The sequence below is a fragment of the Micromonospora sp. NPDC005203 genome (assembly GCF_042872705.1).
In the GTDB taxonomy this organism is placed as follows: domain Bacteria; phylum Actinomycetota; class Actinomycetes; order Mycobacteriales; family Micromonosporaceae; genus Micromonospora.
This window is the reverse complement of the sequence record NZ_JBIAKV010000002.1, coordinates 163,690-181,776: the sequence shown is the minus strand read 5'-3', so window position 1 is coordinate 181,776 and position 18,087 is coordinate 163,690. Positions and strand designations below refer to the sequence as shown.

At 71.1% G+C, this 18,087-nt stretch carries 17 protein-coding genes; 7 read left to right on the top strand and 10 right to left on the bottom strand.

Features of this window, described 5'->3' with window-relative positions; translation table 11 throughout:
- Window positions 1-2: 2 nt before the first annotated feature.
- On the bottom strand, window positions 3-1,169 hold the full coding sequence (locus ACFYPM_RS06025; RefSeq protein WP_387191745.1) for an acyl-CoA dehydrogenase family protein: 1,167 nt from the start codon (window positions 1,167-1,169) through the stop codon (window positions 3-5).
- A 41-nt stretch (window positions 1,170-1,210) separates the two neighbouring features.
- Window positions 1,211-1,975, bottom strand: a complete 765-nt coding sequence (locus tag ACFYPM_RS06020) for a methyltransferase domain-containing protein (RefSeq protein WP_387191743.1) — start codon at window positions 1,973-1,975, stop codon at window positions 1,211-1,213.
- 45 nt (window positions 1,976-2,020) lie between these two features.
- Here ACFYPM_RS06020 and ACFYPM_RS06015 point away from each other — a divergent pair, with 45 nt between their 5' ends.
- The 4 genes from ACFYPM_RS06015 to disA all read left to right on the top strand — a co-directional run bounded on the left by ACFYPM_RS06015 (window position 2,021) and on the right by disA (window position 6,677).
- Window positions 2,021-2,860 (top strand): UbiA family prenyltransferase, encoded by an 840-nt coding sequence (locus ACFYPM_RS06015; protein ID WP_387191741.1) that lies wholly within the window; start codon window positions 2,021-2,023, stop codon window positions 2,858-2,860.
- 141 nt (window positions 2,861-3,001) lie between these two features.
- On the top strand, window positions 3,002-3,817 hold the full coding sequence (locus ACFYPM_RS06010; protein WP_387191739.1) for a hypothetical protein: 816 nt from the start codon (window positions 3,002-3,004) through the stop codon (window positions 3,815-3,817).
- An 85-nt stretch (window positions 3,818-3,902) separates the two neighbouring features.
- A complete protein-coding gene (gene radA, locus ACFYPM_RS06005) occupies window positions 3,903-5,360 on the top strand; it encodes a DNA repair protein RadA (protein ID WP_357252779.1) in 1,458 nt (485 codons plus the stop codon).
- A 132-nt stretch (window positions 5,361-5,492) separates the two neighbouring features.
- Window positions 5,493-6,677, top strand: a complete 1,185-nt coding sequence (gene disA / locus ACFYPM_RS06000) for a DNA integrity scanning diadenylate cyclase DisA (protein WP_184179279.1) — start codon at window positions 5,493-5,495, stop codon at window positions 6,675-6,677.
- 8 nt (window positions 6,678-6,685) lie between these two features.
- Here the strand turns inward: disA and ACFYPM_RS05995 are convergent, their stop codons facing one another.
- The 3 genes from ACFYPM_RS05995 to ACFYPM_RS05985 form a co-directional block, all read right to left on the bottom strand.
- The gene (locus tag ACFYPM_RS05995; RefSeq protein ID WP_387191737.1) at window positions 6,686-7,417 is read right to left on the bottom strand and encodes a hypothetical protein; all 732 of its coding nucleotides are present in this window, start codon (window positions 7,415-7,417) and stop codon (window positions 6,686-6,688) included.
- Window positions 7,418-7,535: 118 nt separating this feature from the next.
- The gene (locus ACFYPM_RS05990; RefSeq protein WP_387193351.1) at window positions 7,536-8,090 is read right to left on the bottom strand and encodes a peptide deformylase; all 555 of its coding nucleotides are present in this window, start codon (window positions 8,088-8,090) and stop codon (window positions 7,536-7,538) included.
- A gap of 14 nt (window positions 8,091-8,104) precedes the next feature.
- The gene (locus tag ACFYPM_RS05985; RefSeq protein ID WP_387191735.1) at window positions 8,105-8,617 is read right to left on the bottom strand and encodes a glycine cleavage system protein R; all 513 of its coding nucleotides are present in this window, start codon (window positions 8,615-8,617) and stop codon (window positions 8,105-8,107) included.
- A gap of 96 nt (window positions 8,618-8,713) precedes the next feature.
- Here ACFYPM_RS05985 and ACFYPM_RS05980 point away from each other — a divergent pair, with 96 nt between their 5' ends.
- Window positions 8,714-9,625 (top strand): A/G-specific adenine glycosylase, encoded by a 912-nt coding sequence (locus tag ACFYPM_RS05980; RefSeq protein WP_387191733.1) that lies wholly within the window; start codon window positions 8,714-8,716, stop codon window positions 9,623-9,625.
- A gap of 816 nt (window positions 9,626-10,441) precedes the next feature.
- Here ACFYPM_RS05980 and ACFYPM_RS05975 read toward each other — a convergent pair.
- Window positions 10,442-12,985, bottom strand: coding sequence for an ATP-dependent Clp protease ATP-binding subunit (locus ACFYPM_RS05975; RefSeq protein WP_357252797.1), 2,544 nt, complete (start codon window positions 12,983-12,985; stop codon window positions 10,442-10,444).
- A gap of 387 nt (window positions 12,986-13,372) precedes the next feature.
- On the opposite strand from ACFYPM_RS05975, the gene ACFYPM_RS05970 reads away from it, so the two are divergent.
- Window positions 13,373-13,576 carry a hypothetical protein gene (locus ACFYPM_RS05970; RefSeq protein WP_387191731.1) on the top strand — a complete coding sequence of 68 codons (204 nt, stop codon included), beginning with the start codon at window positions 13,373-13,375 and terminating at the stop codon, window positions 13,574-13,576.
- Window positions 13,577-13,580: 4 nt separating this feature from the next.
- Here the strand turns inward: ACFYPM_RS05970 and ACFYPM_RS05965 are convergent, their stop codons facing one another.
- Together ACFYPM_RS05965 and lysS are read right to left on the bottom strand one after the other, a co-directional pair.
- Window positions 13,581-13,925 (bottom strand): Lsr2 family protein, encoded by a 345-nt coding sequence (locus tag ACFYPM_RS05965; RefSeq protein ID WP_355032647.1) that lies wholly within the window; start codon window positions 13,923-13,925, stop codon window positions 13,581-13,583.
- 111 nt (window positions 13,926-14,036) lie between these two features.
- Window positions 14,037-15,545, bottom strand: a complete 1,509-nt coding sequence (gene lysS, locus ACFYPM_RS05960; protein WP_387191729.1) for a lysine--tRNA ligase — start codon at window positions 15,543-15,545, stop codon at window positions 14,037-14,039.
- An 88-nt stretch (window positions 15,546-15,633) separates the two neighbouring features.
- Between lysS and ACFYPM_RS05955 the strand changes: the two genes are divergently transcribed.
- The gene (locus ACFYPM_RS05955) at window positions 15,634-16,374 is read left to right on the top strand and encodes a class I SAM-dependent methyltransferase (RefSeq protein ID WP_387191727.1); all 741 of its coding nucleotides are present in this window, start codon (window positions 15,634-15,636) and stop codon (window positions 16,372-16,374) included.
- 15 nt (window positions 16,375-16,389) lie between these two features.
- On the opposite strand, the gene ACFYPM_RS05950 is transcribed toward ACFYPM_RS05955, so the two are convergent.
- Both ACFYPM_RS05950 and nadC read right to left on the bottom strand, forming a co-directional pair.
- The gene (locus ACFYPM_RS05950) at window positions 16,390-17,148 is read right to left on the bottom strand and encodes a type III pantothenate kinase (protein ID WP_357067967.1); all 759 of its coding nucleotides are present in this window, start codon (window positions 17,146-17,148) and stop codon (window positions 16,390-16,392) included.
- Window positions 17,149-17,165: 17 nt separating this feature from the next.
- A complete protein-coding gene (nadC, locus tag ACFYPM_RS05945) occupies window positions 17,166-18,062 on the bottom strand; it encodes a carboxylating nicotinate-nucleotide diphosphorylase (protein ID WP_387193349.1) in 897 nt (298 codons plus the stop codon).
- Between the last annotated feature and the right edge of the window lie 25 nt (window positions 18,063-18,087).

Sequence of the window (18,087 nt, the reverse complement as noted above, 5' to 3'; positions counted from 1 at the left end):
CCTCACCAACGCGGTGCCGATCCGTCGCGGTCCGGGTCGCCGCCCAGAGCGGCGATGCCCAGCCAGTCGGCGCAGACGTCCGACGTGGCCGGGTGCAGTGAGCCGCAGCGGGCGTCGCGGTAGAGTCGCTCCAACGGGTGACCACGTCGGGTCGCCGAGGTGCCCGCGGCCTCCAACACCGACGCCGCCACCTCCGCGGCCGTGGTGCCGGCGAGCAGCTTCGCCCGCCACACCCAGCGGTTGGTCTCCTCGTCGCCCGGCGCGTCGTCCACCCGACGGGCCGCCTCGGCGACCACCAGCTGCGCGGCGGCGGTCGTGGCGTCCGCCCGCCCCAGCCGGGCCCGCACCGCCGGCAGGCCGGCCAGGTTGCGGGCGTTCAGGTGCTCGGCCGCCGCGTCGATCGCCGCCCGGGCCACCCCCACGTAGACGGCCGCGTAACTGGCCACCAGCCAGTGCGGCATCAACTGGGCGACCACGAGCGCCAGCCCCTCCACGCCGCCGAGCAGTCGGTCCGTGGGCACCGTGACATCCAGGTGCAGGTCGTGCGAGGAGGTGGCGCGCATGCCGAGCGAATCCCAGGTCGGCTCCACGGTCAACCCGTCGCCGGCCGGCACCAGGAACTGCGAGACCACCGACTGGTCGGCCGCGCTGCGTGCCGCCACCAGGTAACCGTCGGCGTGACCGGCGCCGGAACAGAACGTCTTGCTGCCCTTGAGATGCCAACCCTCGTCGGTCTCCTCGTACGCCATGGTGAGCTGGGACAGCCGGGCACCGGCACCGCGCTCGCTCATCGCGACCGCGTACCAGGAGCCCTGGGCGGCGGCGGTGAGCAGGCGATCCCGAGCTTCCAACGCCTCGTCCGGCACGCCCAACGCCTCGGCCAACTCCTCGGTGACCGCGCCCAGGGCACCGGTCACCGAGGCGTGCATGTTGAACACCAGGGCCGTCGCGCCGTTGCCTCGGGCAAGCTCAGTGGCCACCGCGGCGTACTCGGCGAAGCTGGCCCCCATGCCTCCCAGCGCCCGGGGCACCATCAACCCGAAAAGGCCAGCCTCCCGCAGGTCGCGGAAGTCCTCGGTCGGGAAGGAACCGTCCCGGTCGTGCTCCGCCGCGCGCGCGGCGAACCGCGGCGCCAACCGGCGGGCCGCCTCAAACGCCTGCACCGTCATATCGTCTCCTCCTCGGCGTCCCATACCCCACCACGGCCGGACTATCCTTTGCGGACCCCCCGGCCCTGGTAGAGCACGGCGGTGGACCGGGTCGGCACGATGCGCGGCGCGCGGACGGTGGACGTCGCACCGGTCGCGCGGGCCCGGCGCAGCAACCAGGCAAACATGCCCCCGACCTGCGGACGGATGCCGCGCACCCGCAGGTCCACGCCGTGCCGGGCGCACTCGGCCACCAGGGCCCGGGCGTCCACGAACAACCGTGGATCGTGGATTCCGCGCGGCACCGTCGGCAACCGCTCGGCGATCCGTACCGCGACGAGCCGGGCCAGGGCCGTGTCGTTCAGGGTGTCCAGGACCAACAGGCCACCAGGACGCAGCAGGCGACACGCCTCGGCAACCACCCGCGGCCAGGCCGGCACATGCTCCAGCAACTCGCCCGCGGAGACCACGTCGGCGCAGCCGTCCGGGAGCGGGACCGCCGTCGCATCACCCTGGACGACGCGTACTCCGTGCTCGGCCGCCTGAAGTAACGCCGAGCGGGTCAGATCCACACCGACGTGGCGGTAGCCCTTGCCGGCCAGGTGTGGCGCGAGCAGACCGGCACCGCAACCCAGGTCCACCAGCAGCTCGTCGGGACGGGTCGCCGGTGGCACCAGCGCCGCGCGGGCCGCGGCCAGCCAGTGCAGCATCGCGAACGCGCCATCCGGCCGCCACCACTCGGCGGCCAGGTCGTCGTACTGGCGCGGGTCGTTTCGCGGCAGCACCCGGGGGCCGGTGGACGCCGCGGACGCAGCCACGTCTCGCATGGCACGAGCGTGGCACGACTGCTCGGTAACGACCAGACTTCCCTTATGTCGTCAAGGGTGTTAGGGCTGGTCAGAGCGAGCCATCCGGAACCGGCCGCAGCGGTCACCGCGGTTTCCGGCCTACTGGCCTGGGGAGTGGGTCACCGACCGTCCGGAATCGTCTCTGTGGTGCTCGCCGTGCTGGCCAGCCAGCTCGCCGTGGGCTGGACCAACGATGCGCTGGACGCCGAGCGGGACGCCACGGTGGGGCGTACCGACAAACCTGTCGCCGCCGGCGCGGTCGGCCGGCGCACCACGGCCTGGGCTGCGGCGGCGGCCGCGGTGGCCTGTCCGCTGCTGGCGCTGACCACGAACCCGACGGCGGCGTTCTGGTTGACCGTGGCCCTCGTCTCGGCGCTGCTCTACGACTGGCCGCTGAAGGCCACCGCCTTCTCGGTGGTGCCGTACGCCGTCTCCTTCAGCGCGCTGCCCGCCTTCGTGGTGCTCGCGCTGCCCGGTCAGCCGACCCCACCCGCCTGGCTGCTGGTCGCGGCGGCCTGCCTGGGGGCCGGCGCGCACTTCGCCAACGTGTTGCCCGACCTGGCCGACGATGCCCGGACCGGGGTGCGCGGCCTGCCGCATCGGCTGGGGTCCGCCGGGAGTCGGGCGGCGGCGGCCGGTCTGCTCCTCGCGGCGACCGCGACCCTGGTCCTCGGACCACCCGGGCCGCCGTCGGCCATCGGGCTGGCCGCGGTCGGCACGGCCGCCGTGGTGCCGGCACTGAGCTGGTACGCGGGACGCTCGGCGGTCCGGGCCGGCCGGCGGCCGGTGGCGGCCTTCCGCGCGGTCATGCTGGTGGCCCTGATCGACGTGGTCCTGCTGGTGGCGAGCGGTCGGGTGGTGTGAGCGCCACCCGGCCAGGTGGCATTGCCGGGTCCGCGTGCGGGCCTCGATCAGCCCCAACTACCCTGGAGCGCGGTCTGCGCGGGTATGGCCACCGTGCCCGGGCGTGCGGCCCGGGTGGGGATTGTGACGAGGAGGACCGACGTGACGCGCTCGATCAGGGGTTCCCGGCGGGCGGCCCTGTTGCTGTCCGGGATTGCGGCAACCGGCCTGCTGGCGTCTGGATGCGGCGCCGGTCAGATCGCCGAGACCGCGTTGAAGGAGCCGTCGATCCAGGGCGTCAACCTCACCACCAACAACGGATCCTTCTCCGTGCGTGGTCTGCTGGTGGAGTACCCGGGCACCGAGGGCTACCGGGCCGGCCAGGACGCTCCGCTGAGCGCCGTGATCTACAACGACTCGAAGCAGACGGTCACCGTCACCGTCACCGCCGAGAGCGCCCGCGAGGTGCGCATCGGCGGCGGCTCGGCCAGCGCGTCCGCCTCGGCCAGCGCGTCCGCCTCGGCCAGCGCGTCCGCCTCGGCCAGCGCGACTCCGTCGGGCAGCGCGACTCCGTCCGGCTCGCAGAGCCCGTCGACCTCCACGTCCCGCTCGGCCAGCCCGTCGGCGACCCCGTCCGAGACCGGCTCGTCCTCGGCCACGCCGTCCGCTCCGGAGTCGGCGCGGGCGTCGGGCTCGGCCAGTCCGGCCGCCCCCGGCCAGTTGGCCCGGATCGAGCTGGCTCCGCTCAGCTACATCCAACTCAACTCCGAGGCCACCTCGCAGCTCCGGCTGATCGGCCTGACCGAATCGCTGCGCTCCGGCCAGAACGTGTCGGTGACCTTCGACTTCGGCAACGGCAACACGGTGACCGGCCAGGCGCCGATCGCGGTGCCGCTCACCCCTGCGGCGCCTCCCTCGCCGCTCATCGAGCGTGAGGGCGGCTACGAGGGCAACGAGGGCGGCACGACCCACGAGTGACACGACCTCCGTATCGACGGACGCCCCGGCGTGGTGACCACCACGCCGGGGTGTTTTCGTCGTACGAGAGGGCTAGCGTCCTGATGTGACCACCTCCCGATCGACTCCTTCGCGTAGCGGCACGGCCGGTGCCGCGCGTGGGCGGTCCGCCGCCCGCGAGCCGCGCCCGGCGTACGAGTGCGACGCCTGTGGGCACCAGCCGCCCAAGTGGGTGGGGCGCTGCCCGGAGTGCGGCGAGTGGGGCGCGGTGGTCGAGAGCACGACGACCGGCCCGACCGTGGCCGGTCGGGTGGTCAGCTCCCGGATGCCGGCCGAGCCGGCCCGGCCGATCGCCACCATCAGCGCCGCCCCGGCCCGTGCCGTGCCCACCGGGGTGAGCGAGCTCGACCGGGTGCTCGGCGGCGGTCTGGTGCCCGGCGCCGTGGTGCTGCTCGCCGGCGAGCCCGGCGTCGGTAAGTCGACACTGCTGCTGGACGTGGCCCAGCAGTGGGCAGCCGGTGCCGGCAGCCCTTCGCTTGTCGTCAGCGGGGAAGAGTCGGTCAGTCAGGTGCGCCTGCGTGCCGAACGGATGGGCACCCTGCACGACCAGCTCTACCTCGCGGCGGAGAGCGACCTGGGGTCGGTGCTCGGCCACCTCGACGCGGTCAAGCCGGGCCTGCTGGTGCTCGACTCGGTGCAGACCATCTCGACCACCGGCACCGAGGGGGTGCCCGGTGGGGTCACCCAGGTGCGCGCGGTCACCGCCGCGCTGGTCTCGGTCGCCAAGGAGCGGGGCATCGCCACCGTGCTGGTCGGGCACGTCACCAAGGACGGCCAGGTGGCCGGGCCTCGGGTGCTGGAGCACCTGGTCGACGTGGTGTTGCACTTTGAGGGCGACAAGCACTCCTCGCTGCGCCTGGTGCGCGGTGTGAAGAACCGGTTCGGCGCGGCCGACGAGGTCGGCTGCTTCGAGATGCACGAGGGCGGCATCAGCAGCCTGGCGGACCCGTCCGGGCTGTTCCTGACCCGATACGCGGAGCCGGTCCCGGGCACCTGCGTCACGGTGGCCATGGAGGGGCGGCGCGCCCTGGTCACCGAGGTGCAGGCGCTGATCGGCGCGACGGTGGCCGGCTCTCCCCGGCGTACCGTCTCCGGCCTCGACTCGGCGCGACTGGCGATGGTGCTCGCGGTGCTCCAGCGGCGCACCGAGCGGCTGACCCTGCACGACCGGGAGGTCTTCGCCGCCACGGTCGGCGGCATCCGGGTGGTGGAGCCGGCCGCGGACCTCGCGGTCGCGTTGGCGGTCGCCTCCGGCGGGCTCAACCTGGCCATCGCACCGCACCTGGTGGCGATCGGCGAGGTGGGTCTGACCGGCGAGGTGCGCCGGGTCGGGGCGGTGCCCCGCCGGCTGGCCGAGGCGGCCCGGCTGGGGTTCAAGGTGGCCCTCGTGCCGCCCGGATGCGGCCCGACCAGCACCGGCGCCGGCCCCCAGCAGATGCGGGTGACCGAGGTCACGGACGTCCGTTCGGCGCTGCACCATGCGGCCCGCGCGTCCGCCGAGTGACCCAGCGTGCCGACGGGGACGGCAAAACCGGACAGCACGCCGCAAGCGGGAAACGGGTTGGAAGGGCCGCATCGTGACACATCACAGTAACCACGACAGCACCCACCGCACGGCAGTCCGTAGACTGTGTTCGTGCCGATCGACCGCGATACCACCAAGCCAGCCGGCGCGCCGCCCCAGGCCCGCACCGGCGCCGTGGGCTCGCCCGCCCGCCCGATCAGCGTGAGCGTGACCGCGGGAGCCACCGGGAGTGCCGGCGATCCACTGCGCGCCAACCTCGCGCTGATGGCCCCGGGTACCGCCCTGCGCGACGGTTTGGAGCGCATCCTGCGTGGCCGCACGGGCGCGCTCATCGTGCTCGGCTACGACAAGGTCGTCGAGGGCCTGTGCACCGGCGGTTTCCCGCTGGATGTGGAGTTCTCCGCGACGCGGGTCCGCGAGCTGTGCAAGATGGACGGCGCCGTCGTGCTCTCCAGCGACGGCACCAGGATCGTCCGGGCCGCCGTGCACCTGATGCCCGACCCGTCCATCCCGACCGAGGAGTCCGGCACCCGGCACCGCACCGCCGAGCGGGTGGCCCGGCAGACCGGCTATCCGGTCATTTCGGTCAGCCAGTCGATGCGGATCATCAGCCTCTACGTCAACGGCCAACGGCACGTGCTCGACGACTCGGCGGCGATCCTCTCCCGGGCCAACCAGGCGCTCGCCACCCTGGAGCGCTACAAGCTCCGGCTGGACGAGGTCTCCGGCACGCTATCCGCCCTGGAGATCGAGGATCTTGTCACCGTACGGGACGCGGTGGCCGTGGTGCAGCGCCTGGAGATGGTCCGCCGGATCGCCGACGAGATCGCCGGTTACGTGGTCGAGCTGGGCACCGACGGCCGCCTGCTGGCCCTGCAGCTCGACGAGCTGATGGCCGGCGTGGACGCCGATCGGACGCTTGTCATCCGGGACTACCTGCCGGTCGGCCGCAAGTCGCGCACCCTCGACGAGGCACTTGTCGAGCTGGACCTGCTCGGTGCCACCGAGTTGATCGACCTGGTGTCGGTGGCCAAGGCGATCGGCTACCCGGCCGCGTCGGACGCGCTGGACGCGGCGGTCAGCCCGCGCGGCTTCCGACTGCTGGCCAAGGTGCCGAGGCTGCCGGTGGCGGTGGTCGACCGCCTGGTGGTGCACTTCGGCAGCCTGCAACGGCTGCTGGGCGCGACCGTGGAGGACCTACAGGCCGTCGAGGGGGTCGGTGACGCCCGGGCGCGCGGTGTCCGGGAAGGGCTGTCCCGGCTCGCCGAGGCGTCGATCCTGGAGCGGTACGTCTGACCTCCGGCTCAGCCGGTGACGGTGAGCTTCACCGGAGCGCTGAGCTTCGTGCCGACCCGGGCGAACACCTCGTACGCGCCGAGCGGCGGGAACGGCCCAGCGGCCAACCCACTGGCGTCACACCGGCTGGTGTCCCGCCCGTTCCACACCACCTGGTAGGAGCGCTCGAAGTTCGGGGTGAAGGACTGCACGTCCGAGCCCTGGACCTTGCCGCAGGTGTCCGAGGACCAGATCTTCTCGGCACCGGACTTGATGAAGATCTCTTGCAGGTCGGCGCCGACGTTGCGGCTGCACGTCCGGTCCGACGTGTTTTTGATCTTGAGTTGCAGGTCGGCCACCGCCCCGCGCTGGACCGAGGTCGGACTTGCCAGCGAGACCACGCGGATCTCCGCATCGGTGCAGGTGCCGTCGTCCACCGAATTGGCCACCGTGCCCGGCGGAGGGTCGTTGCTGGTGATCGCGGGGCTCGGGGTCTTCGCGTCCGGGGTCGTCGCGCCCGCATCGCCGGAGGCGGACGGCGGCGGAGCGCCGGTCTGTGGCGTCAGCACCGGCGCGCCCGGACCGGCCGCCCCGGTGGGCGTGGCCGTCGGCGACCCCGCAGCCTTCCGGTCGCGGTCGGGACGATCCGAGCCGGTGCAGGAGTAGAGCAGGACAATCAGGAAGAGAAGCCCCGCTCCGAGTACGACGACGCGACGCCGCCAGTACACGGCGGGTGGCAGGGGGCCGACCGTCAGACGCATGATGCCCCCCACCGTAGCCGCGGTGTGCCCGCCAGTGTGGCGCGACGCGCCGGAGCCCCGTCGGAACGCGGGCACGACCCTCCACTCTGGATGGACACCCCGATCGTCCGGCGCCCGCTCAGAGGTAGACCTTGCGCTGATAGACGGCGTGCGCACCAGCCACCCGATCCAGAAAAAGCAGCCCCGAGCAGTGGTCGATCTCGTGCTGCAACGCCCGCGCCTCGAAACCGTCGGTCACCAACCGGACCGGCTCCCCGGTGCCCGGCAGGTCACCCTCGACCACCAGCCGGCTGGCCCGCTTTACGTCACCGGTCAGGTCCGGCACCGACATGCAACCCTCCCGGCCCGGCTTCCACCGGGTCGCCTCCACCACACGGGCGTTGCACAACACGAAGGTCCCGTGCACCGTCACCGCCTTCGGGTGCCCGGTCACGTCGACGGCGAAGACACGAGCACCCACCCCGACCTGCGGGGCGGCCAACCCGACACAACCCGGCGAAACCCGCATCGTCGCCACCAGGTCTGCCGCGAGCTGGACCGTCTCGTCCGCCGTCGGATCGACCTCTCCGGCGGCCCGACTCAGCACCGGATGCGGGGCGGACAACACCGCACGCACCGCACCCGACGCGACCAGCGCCTCCGGCGTCCAGCCACCCAGACCGGCGTACGGCACGCTCTCCGCGCCGCTCACAACAGATCCGGGTCGGCCGGCCGGAGCGTGACCTCCACGCCCAGGTCAGCAGCCGTCCGGTGCAGCCGGTCCACAAGCGCGTCGGCCACCCCCGCCGGCAACTCGACCTCGGCCAGCACCACGTAGAGCGCACCCGCCAACCGGGTGCTCAGGTCGGTGACATTCCCGCCGGCGTCGACAAGCACCCGGGTCATCGCCGCGACGATGCCCATCCGATCCGAACCGTGCACCGCCAGCACGTACGGCTCACCCACCGCGGGCACCTCACCGTCCGGGGTGACCGCGCGTACCGTCGCCAGCAGTTGACCCTCGGCGGCCAACGGCGCCAGCGCGGCCTCAACCTCGGCGGTGGCCGGCCCGGTGCAGATCAGGGTCATCGCGAAATGCCCCCGCAGCCGGGTCATCGTGCTGTCGGTCAGGTTCGCGCCCAGTCGAGCCAGCACCTCGGCTACGTCGGCCACGATGCCCGGCCGGTCCCGACCGATGACGGTGATCGCTAGCTCGTTCATCCGCGCATTCTCTCCGATCCGGGGCGCGCCGCCGTGACACCCCGCCCGAGCCGCCCAACCAGCGGGACCCCGGCGCGTGACATCATCGACGTCGCCATGACTCAACCCGATTTCGCCACCCTGGTCAGCCGATGGTTCCAGCAACACGCCCGTGACCTCCCCTGGCGTGCGGCGGACACCAGCCCGTGGGCCATCCTGGTCAGCGAGGTCATGCTTCAGCAGACACCCGTGGTCCGGGTGGTGCCGGTCTGGCAGGCGTGGCTGGCCCGCTGGCCGGATCCGGCAGCGTTGGCGGCGGACACCCCCGCCGAGGCGATCCGGATGTGGGGACGCCTCGGCTACCCCCGTCGCGCGGTTCGGCTGCGGGAATGCGCGGTGGCGATCGTCGACCGGCACGGCGGCCAGGTCCCGGACCGCCTGGAGCAACTGCTGGCCCTGCCGGGAGTCGGCACATACACGGCACGGGCGGTGGCCGCGTTCGCGTACGGGCAGCGGCACCCCGTGGTCGACACCAACGTGCGACGGGTGGTCTGCCGGGCGGTAGCCGGCGAGCCGGACGCCGGACCGGTCACCCGGCCAGCCGACCTGGTCGCCACCGAAGAGCTACTCCCGACGGAACCGGCTGCGGCGGCGCTGGCCAGCGCCGCGTTCATGGAACTGGGCGCGGTCATCTGCACCGCCCGGTCGCCGCGCTGCCCGGCCTGCCCGGTCGAGTCGATCTGCGCGTGGCGGGCTTCCGGCCAGGAGGCCCCAACAGGTCCAACCCGCCGACCCCAGCGGTACGCGGGCACCGACCGACAGGTACGCGGCCTGCTGCTCGGGGTGCTCCGGGACAGCACCGGTCCGGTGCCGCACGAACGGCTGGACCAGGTCTGGACCGACGACGTGCAACGTGCCCGAGCCCTGGCCGGCCTGGTGCAGGACGGGCTCGTCGAACCGGCCGACACCGATTCCTTCCGCCTCGCCGGCGACGGCCCGTCCTTTCCCACCGCCGACCTCACCAGCTGACTCACCGGCCCCTCGCTGGGGGTCCCACCGAGACGGCCCCCTGGGGCGAGTCCTCCTGGGGCGGCCCCGCCTGGGCACCTCCGCCTAACGCGGCCTCCGCTGGGGCGGCCGCGCCTGGGCCGGGTTCCGCTCGGGAGGCCGCGCCTGGGCCGGGTTCCGCTCGGGAGGCCGCGCCTGGGCCGGGTTCCGTCCAGCCCAGCCGACCAAACTCGCACATCTGCCGGACGGCCCTCGAGCACCCCAAGATCGTGCTCGATCCCGGGTGTAGTGGTGTCGTCGCGCGCCGGATACCCCTAAATCCTGGATGTTGCATGATCTTGGGGCAGGGTGCTCCGCCGGGAGGCCATGCCCCAACCCGACCTCGACACGCCGCCCCACGCTCCGGCCCCGTCCCTTTTCTTTCACCCGCAACATCAGGGAAAGTGCTGCCTCCGAACGCGCTGAGGCAGCACTTTCCCTGATGTTGCGTGGATCTTGCCTGAGATGGCACGGCGAGTGCGACGGGCACTGCACGCGCGCAGGCAGGCACGGACGCAGGCAGGCACAGCCACGGGCACGCACAGCCACGGGCGCGGCACGGGCCGGGCGGGCGCGGGCGCGACACAGGGGCGGGCGCGGGCGCGACACAGGCACGGGCGCGACACAGGCACGGGCGCGACACAGGCACGGGCGCGACACAGGCACGGGCGCTGGCGCGGCACCGGCGCTGGCGCGGCACCGGCGGGTGCGGTGTGGGTGACCTTCGGGGTAGCGCAACGAGGGGCGGGGCCCCGATGGCTCACGCCACCGAGACCCCGCCCCGTATTGCTGGTTGTGCTACTCGTCCGTGGCCGCTGCGGCGGTGCCAGCGGCAGTGCCACCGAGGTCGGCAGGCACGGCGTCCGGAACTTCGACCGGCTTGTCCGCGCCCCGGAAGACGAGCTTGGACTTGTCGATGTCGTTCGGGTCGCCCTCGCAGTCCACCACGACGATCTGACCCGGGGTCAGCTCGTTGAAGAGGATCCGCTCGGAGAGGTTGTCTTCGATGTCGCGCTGGATCGTGCGACGAAGCGGACGGGCACCGAGCACCGGGTCGAAGCCCTTCGCCGCCAGGTACTTCTTGGCGTTGTCGGTCAGCTCCAGACCCATGTCCTTGTTGCGCAGCTGGCCCTCGATCCGCTGGATCATGATGTCCACGATCGAGAGGATCTCGGTCTGACGCAGCTGGTGGAAGACGATGGTGTCGTCGATCCGGTTGAGGAACTCAGGCCGGAAGTGCTGCTTGAGCTCGTCGTTGACCTTCTGCTTCATCCGGTCGTAGTTGGACTCGGAGTCCTCCGACGCCTGGAAGCCCAGCGACACCGCCTTGGCGACGTCACGCGTGCCCAGGTTGGTGGTCAGGATGATTACCGTGTTCTTGAAGTCCACGATCCGACCCTGACCGTCGGTGAGCCGACCGTCCTCGAGGATCTGGAGCAGCGTGTTGAACACGTCCGGGTGGGCCTTCTCGATCTCGTCGAAGAGGACCACCGAGAACGGCCGACGCCGCACCTTCTCGGTCAGCTGCCCGCCCTCGTCGTAACCGACGTAGCCGGGAGGGGCACCCACGAGCCGGGAGACCGTGTAACGGTCGTGGAACTCGGACATGTCCAGCTGGATGAGGGCATCCTCGCTGCCGAAGAGGAACTCGGCGAGCGCCTTGGACAGCTCGGTCTTACCGACACCGGACGGGCCGGCGAAGATGAACGAGCCCGACGGGCGCTTCGGGTCCTTCAGGCCGGCCCGGGTACGCCGGATCGCCTTCGAGACCGCCTTGACCGCATCCTCCTGGCCGATGACGCGCTTGTGCAGCTCGTCCTCCATGCGCAGCAGGCGAGAGGTCTCCTCCTCGGTCAGCTTGTAGACCGGGATGCCGGTCCAGTTGCCGAGCACCTCGGCGATCTGCTCGTCGTCAACCTCGCTGACGACGTCCAGGTCACCGGCCTTCCACTCCTTCTCCCGCTGGGCCTTCTGGCCGAGCAGCTGCTTCTCCTTGTCGCGCAGCTGGGCGGCACGCTCGAAGTCCTGCGCGTCGATCGCGGACTCCTTGTCGCGACGCACCTGGGCGATGCGCTCGTCGAAGTCACGCAGGTCTGGCGGCGCGGTCATCCGACGGATTCGCATCCGGGCACCGGCCTCGTCGATCAGGTCGATCGCCTTGTCCGGCAGGAAGCGGTCGGAGATGTACCGGTCGGCCAGCGTCGCGGCGGCCACCAGGGCGGCATCGGTGATCGAGACCCGGTGGTGCGCCTCGTACCGGTCGCGCAGGCCCTTGAGGATCTCGATGGTGTGCGCCAGCGACGGCTCACCCACCTGGATCGGCTGGAACCGGCGCTCGAGAGCGGCGTCCTTCTCCAGGTGCTTGCGGTATTCGTCGAGCGTGGTGGCGCCGATGGTCTGCAGCTCACCACGGGCCAGCATCGGCTTGAGGATGCTCGCGGCGTCGATCGCGCCCTCGGCGGCACCCGCACCCACCAGGGTGTGGATCTCGTCGATGAACAGGATGATGTCGCCGCGGGTGCGGATCTCCTTGAGCACCTTCTTGAGGCGCTCCTCGAAGTCACCGCGGTAGCGGGAACCGGCGACGAGCGCACCCAGGTCGAGCGTGTAGAGCTGCTTGTCCTTGAGGGTCTCGGGCACCTCGCCCTTGATGATCTTCTGGGAAAGCCCCTCCACCACGGCGGTCTTACCGACGCCGGGCTCACCGATCAGGACCGGGTTGTTCTTGGTACGGCGGGAGAGCACCTGCATGACCCGCTCGATTTCCTTCTCGCGCCCGATGACCGGGTCGAGCTTGCCCTCGCGGGCGGCCTGGGTCAGGTTGCGGCCGAACTGGTCCAGCACCAGGCTGGTCGACGGCGCGGCCTCACCCGGCGCGGCGCCCGCCGCGGCAGGCTCCTTGCCCTGGTAGCCGGAGAGCAGCTGGATCACCTGCTGGCGGACCCGGTTGAGGTCGGCGCCGAGCTTGACCAGCACCTGGGCGGCGACGCCCTCGCCCTCGCGGATCAGCCCCAGCAGGATGTGCTCGGTGCCGATGTAGTTGTGGCCGAGCTGCAGCGCCTCGCGCAGCGACAGCTCCAGCACCTTCTTGGCCCGCGGCGTGAACGGGATGTGCCCGCTCGGCGCCTGCTGGCCCTGGCCGATGATCTCCTCGACCTGCTGGCGGACGCCCTCCAGGGAGATGCCGAGGCTCTCCAGGGCCTTTGCCGCGACGCCTTCACCTTCGTGGATCAGGCCCAGCAGGATGTGTTCCGTACCGATGTAGTTGTGGTTGAGCATCCGGGCCTCTTCTTGGGCCAGGACGACAACCCGTCGCGCTCGGTCGGTGAACCGCTCGAACATGCCCTCGTGCTCCTCACGTGCCGTGCGCCTTGATGGTCAAGATCTTGGCGGGGCCGGTGCACGAACGTCCGGGACGGGCGTCCGTGCCTCCTTACTCTATCGTCGCTGACCGACTCAGCTGAGGTCGTGTGTCTTCGGTCTGGGTCGGTTCCGCGTCGTTTTGGACAACCGTCCGCGCTCAGGAGGTGTTCCGGTAGTCCTGTCGCTACGCGCAGAGCGAAATCCGACTGCACGACCGGAGCCCGATCCCGGCCTCGGAAGCGCTCCGGAAGCCTCCGGTGGGGGTGAACCGGGCTTGTGACGACCGCTGCGCCGACCCTGGGAAGGGTTGTCCACAGGCTGTGGATAGTTGCTCCACTGGTTGTGGACAACGTCGGTGGAGGCGGAATGCTTCCCGCCCCCCGGACCTTGGACGCCGGACACGGCGACGCCGGACACGGCGACGCCGGACACGGCGACGCCGGACACGGCGACGCCGGACACGGCGACGCCGGACACGGCGACGCCGGACACGGCGACGCCGGCCCGGAGAACCACTCCGGCCCGGCGTCGGTGTCGCCGCCTGCGGGGGCGACTGGCACCCACCGCTGATGGATCAGCGCTTCGCGTGGTACTCGTCAACGATCTCCTGCGGGATACGACCCCGGTCCGAGATGTCCTTGCCGGCCTTCTTGGCCCACTCCCGGATCGCCTTGTTCTGTTCCCGATCGGCGGTCGCGCCACCCCGACCGCGAGCAGCACGCCCACCGATCACCACGCCGCCCCGGCCGACCTTGGTGCCGGCGCCCACGTACGAGGCAAAAGCGTCGCGCAATTTAGCCGCGTTGGCACTAGACAGGTCGATCTCGTACTGAACGCCGTCGAGGGCGAACTTGACGGTCTCCTCCGCGTCCCCGCCGTCCAGGTCATCGACCAGCTTGTGAATGATCTGCTTGGCCACGTCCCACATTCCTTTCGAGCAGGGCACTCCTGCTAACGAGAGCACAATAACCCCCGCAGTACTTGCCGCGTCAATAGGATGCCGTTACGGCGTGGGTGAGCCGGGCGAGCCCTACTCGGGGCGGACCAACGGGAAGAGGATCGTTTCCCGAATTCCGAGGCCGGTCAGGGCCATCAACATCCGGTCGATTCCCATTCCCATACCGCCGGACGGTGGCATTCCGTACTCCATCGCCCGCAGAAAGTCCTCGTCGAGGCGCATCGCCTCGTCGTCGCCACGGGCCGCGAGCTGCGCCTGGGCCACCAGCCGCTCCCGCTGGACGACCGGGTCGACCAGCTCGGAGTATCCGGTGCCCAGCTCGAATCCGAGCACGTAGAGGTCCCACTTCTCGGCCAGCCCCGGCTCGCTGCGGTGGCCCCGGGTGAGCGGGCTGGTCTCCTCCGGATAGTCCCGCACGAAGGTGGGTGCCACCAGGCTGGGGACGACCAGCTCCTCGAACAGTTCCTCGGCCAGCTTGCCCGGCCCCCACTTCGGGTCGACCGCCAATCCCACCTTGTCCGCGTACTCCACCAGGCGAGATCGGTCGGTGCGGACCGTGACCTCCTCGCCGAGCGCTTCGGAAAGCACGCCGAAGAGTGTCACCGACCGCCACTCGCCACCCAGGTCGAACTCGCGTCCGTCGGCGTGGGTCACCACCATCGAACCGCTGACCGCGATCGCCGCCTGTTGCACGAGATTGCGGGTCAGCTCGCCGATCGTGTCGTAGTCGCCGTACGCCTGGTACGTCTCCAGCATCGCGAACTCCGGCGAGTGCGAAGAGTCGACACCCTCATTACGGAAGTTGCGGTTGATCTCGAAGACGCGGTCGACGCCGCCAACCACAGCGCGCTTGAGAAACAGTTCCGGAGCGATTCGCAGATACAGATCGGTGCTCAACGCATTGCTGTGGGTCACGAACGGTCGGGCCGTCGCACCACCATGCAGCAGTTGCAGCATCGGCGTTTCCACCTCGACGAAGCCCTGCCCGTGCAGTGAATCGCGCAGACTGCGCACGGCGGCGGCTCGGGTACGGACCATCTCCCGTGCCTGGGGCCGGACGATCAGGTCGACGTAACGCTGCCGGACGCGGGCCTCCTCGGAGAGCGGCTTGTGTGCCACCGGCAACGGTCGCAGCGCCTTGGCGGTCATCTCCCACTGCTGCGCCAGCACCGACAACTCACCCCGGCGACTGGTGATCACCTCACCGGTGACGCCGACCTGGTCGCCGAGGTCGACCAGGCGCTTCCACGCCTCCAGCCGCTCCGGCCCGACCCGGTCCAGCGAGAGCATCGCCTGCAACTCGGTGCCGTCGCCGTCGCGCAGGGTCGCGAAGCACAGCTTCCCGGTGTTGCGTACGAAGATCACCCGGCCGGTGACCGCGACCTGGTCGCCGGTCGCGGTGTCGGTCGGCAGGTCGGCGTAGCGGGTCCGGATCTGCGCCAGGGTGGCCGTCCGGGCAAAGCCGACCGGGTAGGGCTCGATGCCCTCGGCGAGCATCCGGTCCCGCTTCTCCCGGCGGACCTTCATCTGCTCGGGAAGGTCGTCGGCGGGGTCCACTGGCACGGCGTTCTGCTCGCTCACGGCACGTTTCCTCAGGGAGTCTTCGGCGGGGTCAGCCCCTGAGCGTACTCATGCCGCCAGAGGGTCGTTACCGGATAACCTGCCCGTCATGGCGAATCACACTCAGGCCCTGTCGTTCGGCGCGGCGGCAGCGGAGTACGACCGGCTTCGACCCCGTTACCCGCAGGCCGCGGTCCGCTGGGCGCTGGAGGGGCTGGGCGACGCCGCCCGGGTCGTCGATCTGGGCGCGGGCACCGGCATCCTCACCCGCGAGGTGCTCGCCCTCGGGCACGAGGTGACCCCGGTGGAGCCCGATCCGGGCATGCGCGCCCAACTGGCGGTGGCCACCCCGGGTGTCGACTCCCTGGTTGGTGGAGCGGAGTCCATTCCCCTGCCGGACGGGGCGGCGGACGCGGTGTTGGTCGGGCAGGCCTACCACTGGTTCGACCGGGAGCGGGCACATGCGGAGATCGCCCGTGTGCTCCGGACGGACGGCACGTTCGCCCCGATCTGGAACATCCGCGACGATCGGGTCGAGTGGGTGGCCGAGCTGGGTCGAACCGCCCACATGGACAGCAACGCCGACAACCTCATCGAGTCGGTGACCACGTTCGGCCCGGCGTTCGGCGACGTGGAGGTCGGTGAGTTCAGCCAGCGCACCGCCCTCACCGTGGACGAGGTCGTCGGCATGATGCGCACCCGCTCGTACTACCTCACCGCCGACCGGCCGAGCCAGGAGGCGGTGGAGCGGGAGTTGCGCGACCTGCTCGCCACCCATCCGGACCTGGCCGGACGGGACCGCGTGGAGCTGCCGTACCGGACGCTTGTCTTCCGAGCCCGCCGGCGCTGACGGCCCGCTGCGGCGTCAGAGGTTGCGCTCGTAGACCATCCGGAGGCCGATCAGCGTGATCATCGGCTCGTGGTGGGTGATGGTGCGACACTCGTTGATCACCAGGGAGGCCAGCCCGCCGGTGGCGATCACGGCCTTCACCTCGCCCAACTCCTCGGTCATCCGCTCCACGATGCGGTCCACCTGCCCGGCGAAGCCGAAGTACAGGCCGGCCTGGAGGCACTCCACGGTGTTCTTGCCGATCACCGAGCGGGGCTTGGTGGCCTCGACCTTGCGCAGCTGGGCCGCCCGGGCGGCCAGCGCGTCGAAGGAGATCTCGATGCCCGGGGCGAACGCCCCGCCGAGGAACTCGCCGCGACCGCTGATCACATCGAAGTTGGTGGTGGTACCGAAGTCCACCACGATCGACGGCCCGCCGTAGAGGGAGTACGCGGCCAGCGTGTTCACCACCCGGTCGGCACCCACCTCCTTCGGATTGTCGATCGCCAACTGCACCCCGGTCCGCACACCCGGCTCGACGATCACGCTCGGCAGGTCGGCGTAGTAGCGGCCGAGCATGGTGCGCAGTGACCGCAGCGCGGCCGGCACGGTCGAGCAGGCGGCCACGCCGGTGATCTCGACGTTGTCCCCGGCGAGCAGCCCTCGGAACATCAGGCCCAACTCGTCCGCCGTCGAGCGGGCATCGGTCTTGATCCGCCAGGAGTGCACCAGCTTGTCGCCGTCGAAGGTCGCCAGCACGGTGTTGGTGTTTCCGATGTCGATGCAGAGCAGCACGCACGCAGCCTAGACAACTAGTCGGTGCGCAGGTCCAGCGCGATGTCCAGGATCGGCGACGAGTGGGTCAACGCGCCCACCGAGAGGAAGTCGACGCCGGTCGCCGCGTACCGGCCCGCCACCTCCAGGGTCAACCCGCCGGTCGCCTCCAACTCTGCCCGGTCGCCCACGGCGGCCACCGCCTCGGCCAGCACCTCGGGCGTCATGTTGTCGCAGAGCAGGAAATCCGCCCCGGCCTCCACCGCCTCGACCGCCTCGTCGACTCCGGTCACCTCGACCTGCACCGGCATCTCCGGGAACGCCTCCCGGACCCGCCGGTAGGCCGCCGTGATACTTCCGGCCGCCAACTTGTGGTTGTCCTTGATCATGGCCACGTCGTAGAGGCCCATCCGCTTGTTGGTGCCCCCACCAGCCCGCACCGCGTACTTCTCCAGCGCCCGCAGGCCCGGCGTCGTCTTGCGGGTGTCCAGCACCATCGCCTTCGTGCCGGCCAACGCGTCCGCCCAGGCACGGGTGTGGGTGGCCACCCCGGACATCCGGCAGAGCAGGTTCAGCGCCGTCCGCTCGGCCGTCAGCAGCAGCCGGGTCGGGCCGGTCACCGTCGCCAGCACCGCGCCGCGGGCCACCCGCTCACCGTCGTGGGCCAACACCGACACCTCGACGGTACGACCGAAGCCGGTCACCTCGCCCACCAGCTCGAACACGGCGGCGGCCACCGCCATCCCGGCCAGCACGCCATCCGCGCGAGCCACCAGGTCGGCGGTGTCGGTCTGTTCCGCCGGAATGGTGGCCACGCTCGTGACGTCCAGGAAATCGGGACCCAGATCCTCGACCAGCGCGGTCTCGATCACCTGCCGCACCTGCGCCGGATCCAGCCCGCCCGACCGCAACGCCGCCTCTGTCGACCCCGTCAGTGAGGTCTCGGTTCGCGACTGCGGG

Bases quoted from the DNA above. Each gene is read 5' to 3' on its own strand.
- ACFYPM_RS05980 (WP_387191733.1), top strand. From the start codon at position 8,714: ATGACTCAACCCGATTTCGCCACCCTGGTCAGCCGATGGTTCCAGCAA.
- ACFYPM_RS06025 (WP_387191745.1), bottom strand. From the start codon at position 1,169: ATGACGGTGCAGGCGTTTGAGGCGGCCCGCCGGTTGGCGCCGCGGTTC.
- ACFYPM_RS06015 (WP_387191741.1), top strand. From the start codon at position 2,021: ATGTCGTCAAGGGTGTTAGGGCTGGTCAGAGCGAGCCATCCGGAACCG.
- ACFYPM_RS05955 (WP_387191727.1), top strand. From the start codon at position 15,634: ATGGCGAATCACACTCAGGCCCTGTCGTTCGGCGCGGCGGCAGCGGAG.
- ACFYPM_RS05995 (WP_387191737.1), bottom strand. From the start codon at position 7,417: ATGCGTCTGACGGTCGGCCCCCTGCCACCCGCCGTGTACTGGCGGCGT.
- ACFYPM_RS05985 (WP_387191735.1), bottom strand. From the start codon at position 8,617: ATGAACGAGCTAGCGATCACCGTCATCGGTCGGGACCGGCCGGGCATC.
- ACFYPM_RS06020 (WP_387191743.1), bottom strand. From the start codon at position 1,975: ATGCGAGACGTGGCTGCGTCCGCGGCGTCCACCGGCCCCCGGGTGCTG.
- ACFYPM_RS05970 (WP_387191731.1), top strand. From the start codon at position 13,373: ATGCTTCCCGCCCCCCGGACCTTGGACGCCGGACACGGCGACGCCGGA.
- ACFYPM_RS05975 (WP_357252797.1), bottom strand. From the start codon at position 12,985: ATGTTCGAGCGGTTCACCGACCGAGCGCGACGGGTTGTCGTCCTGGCC.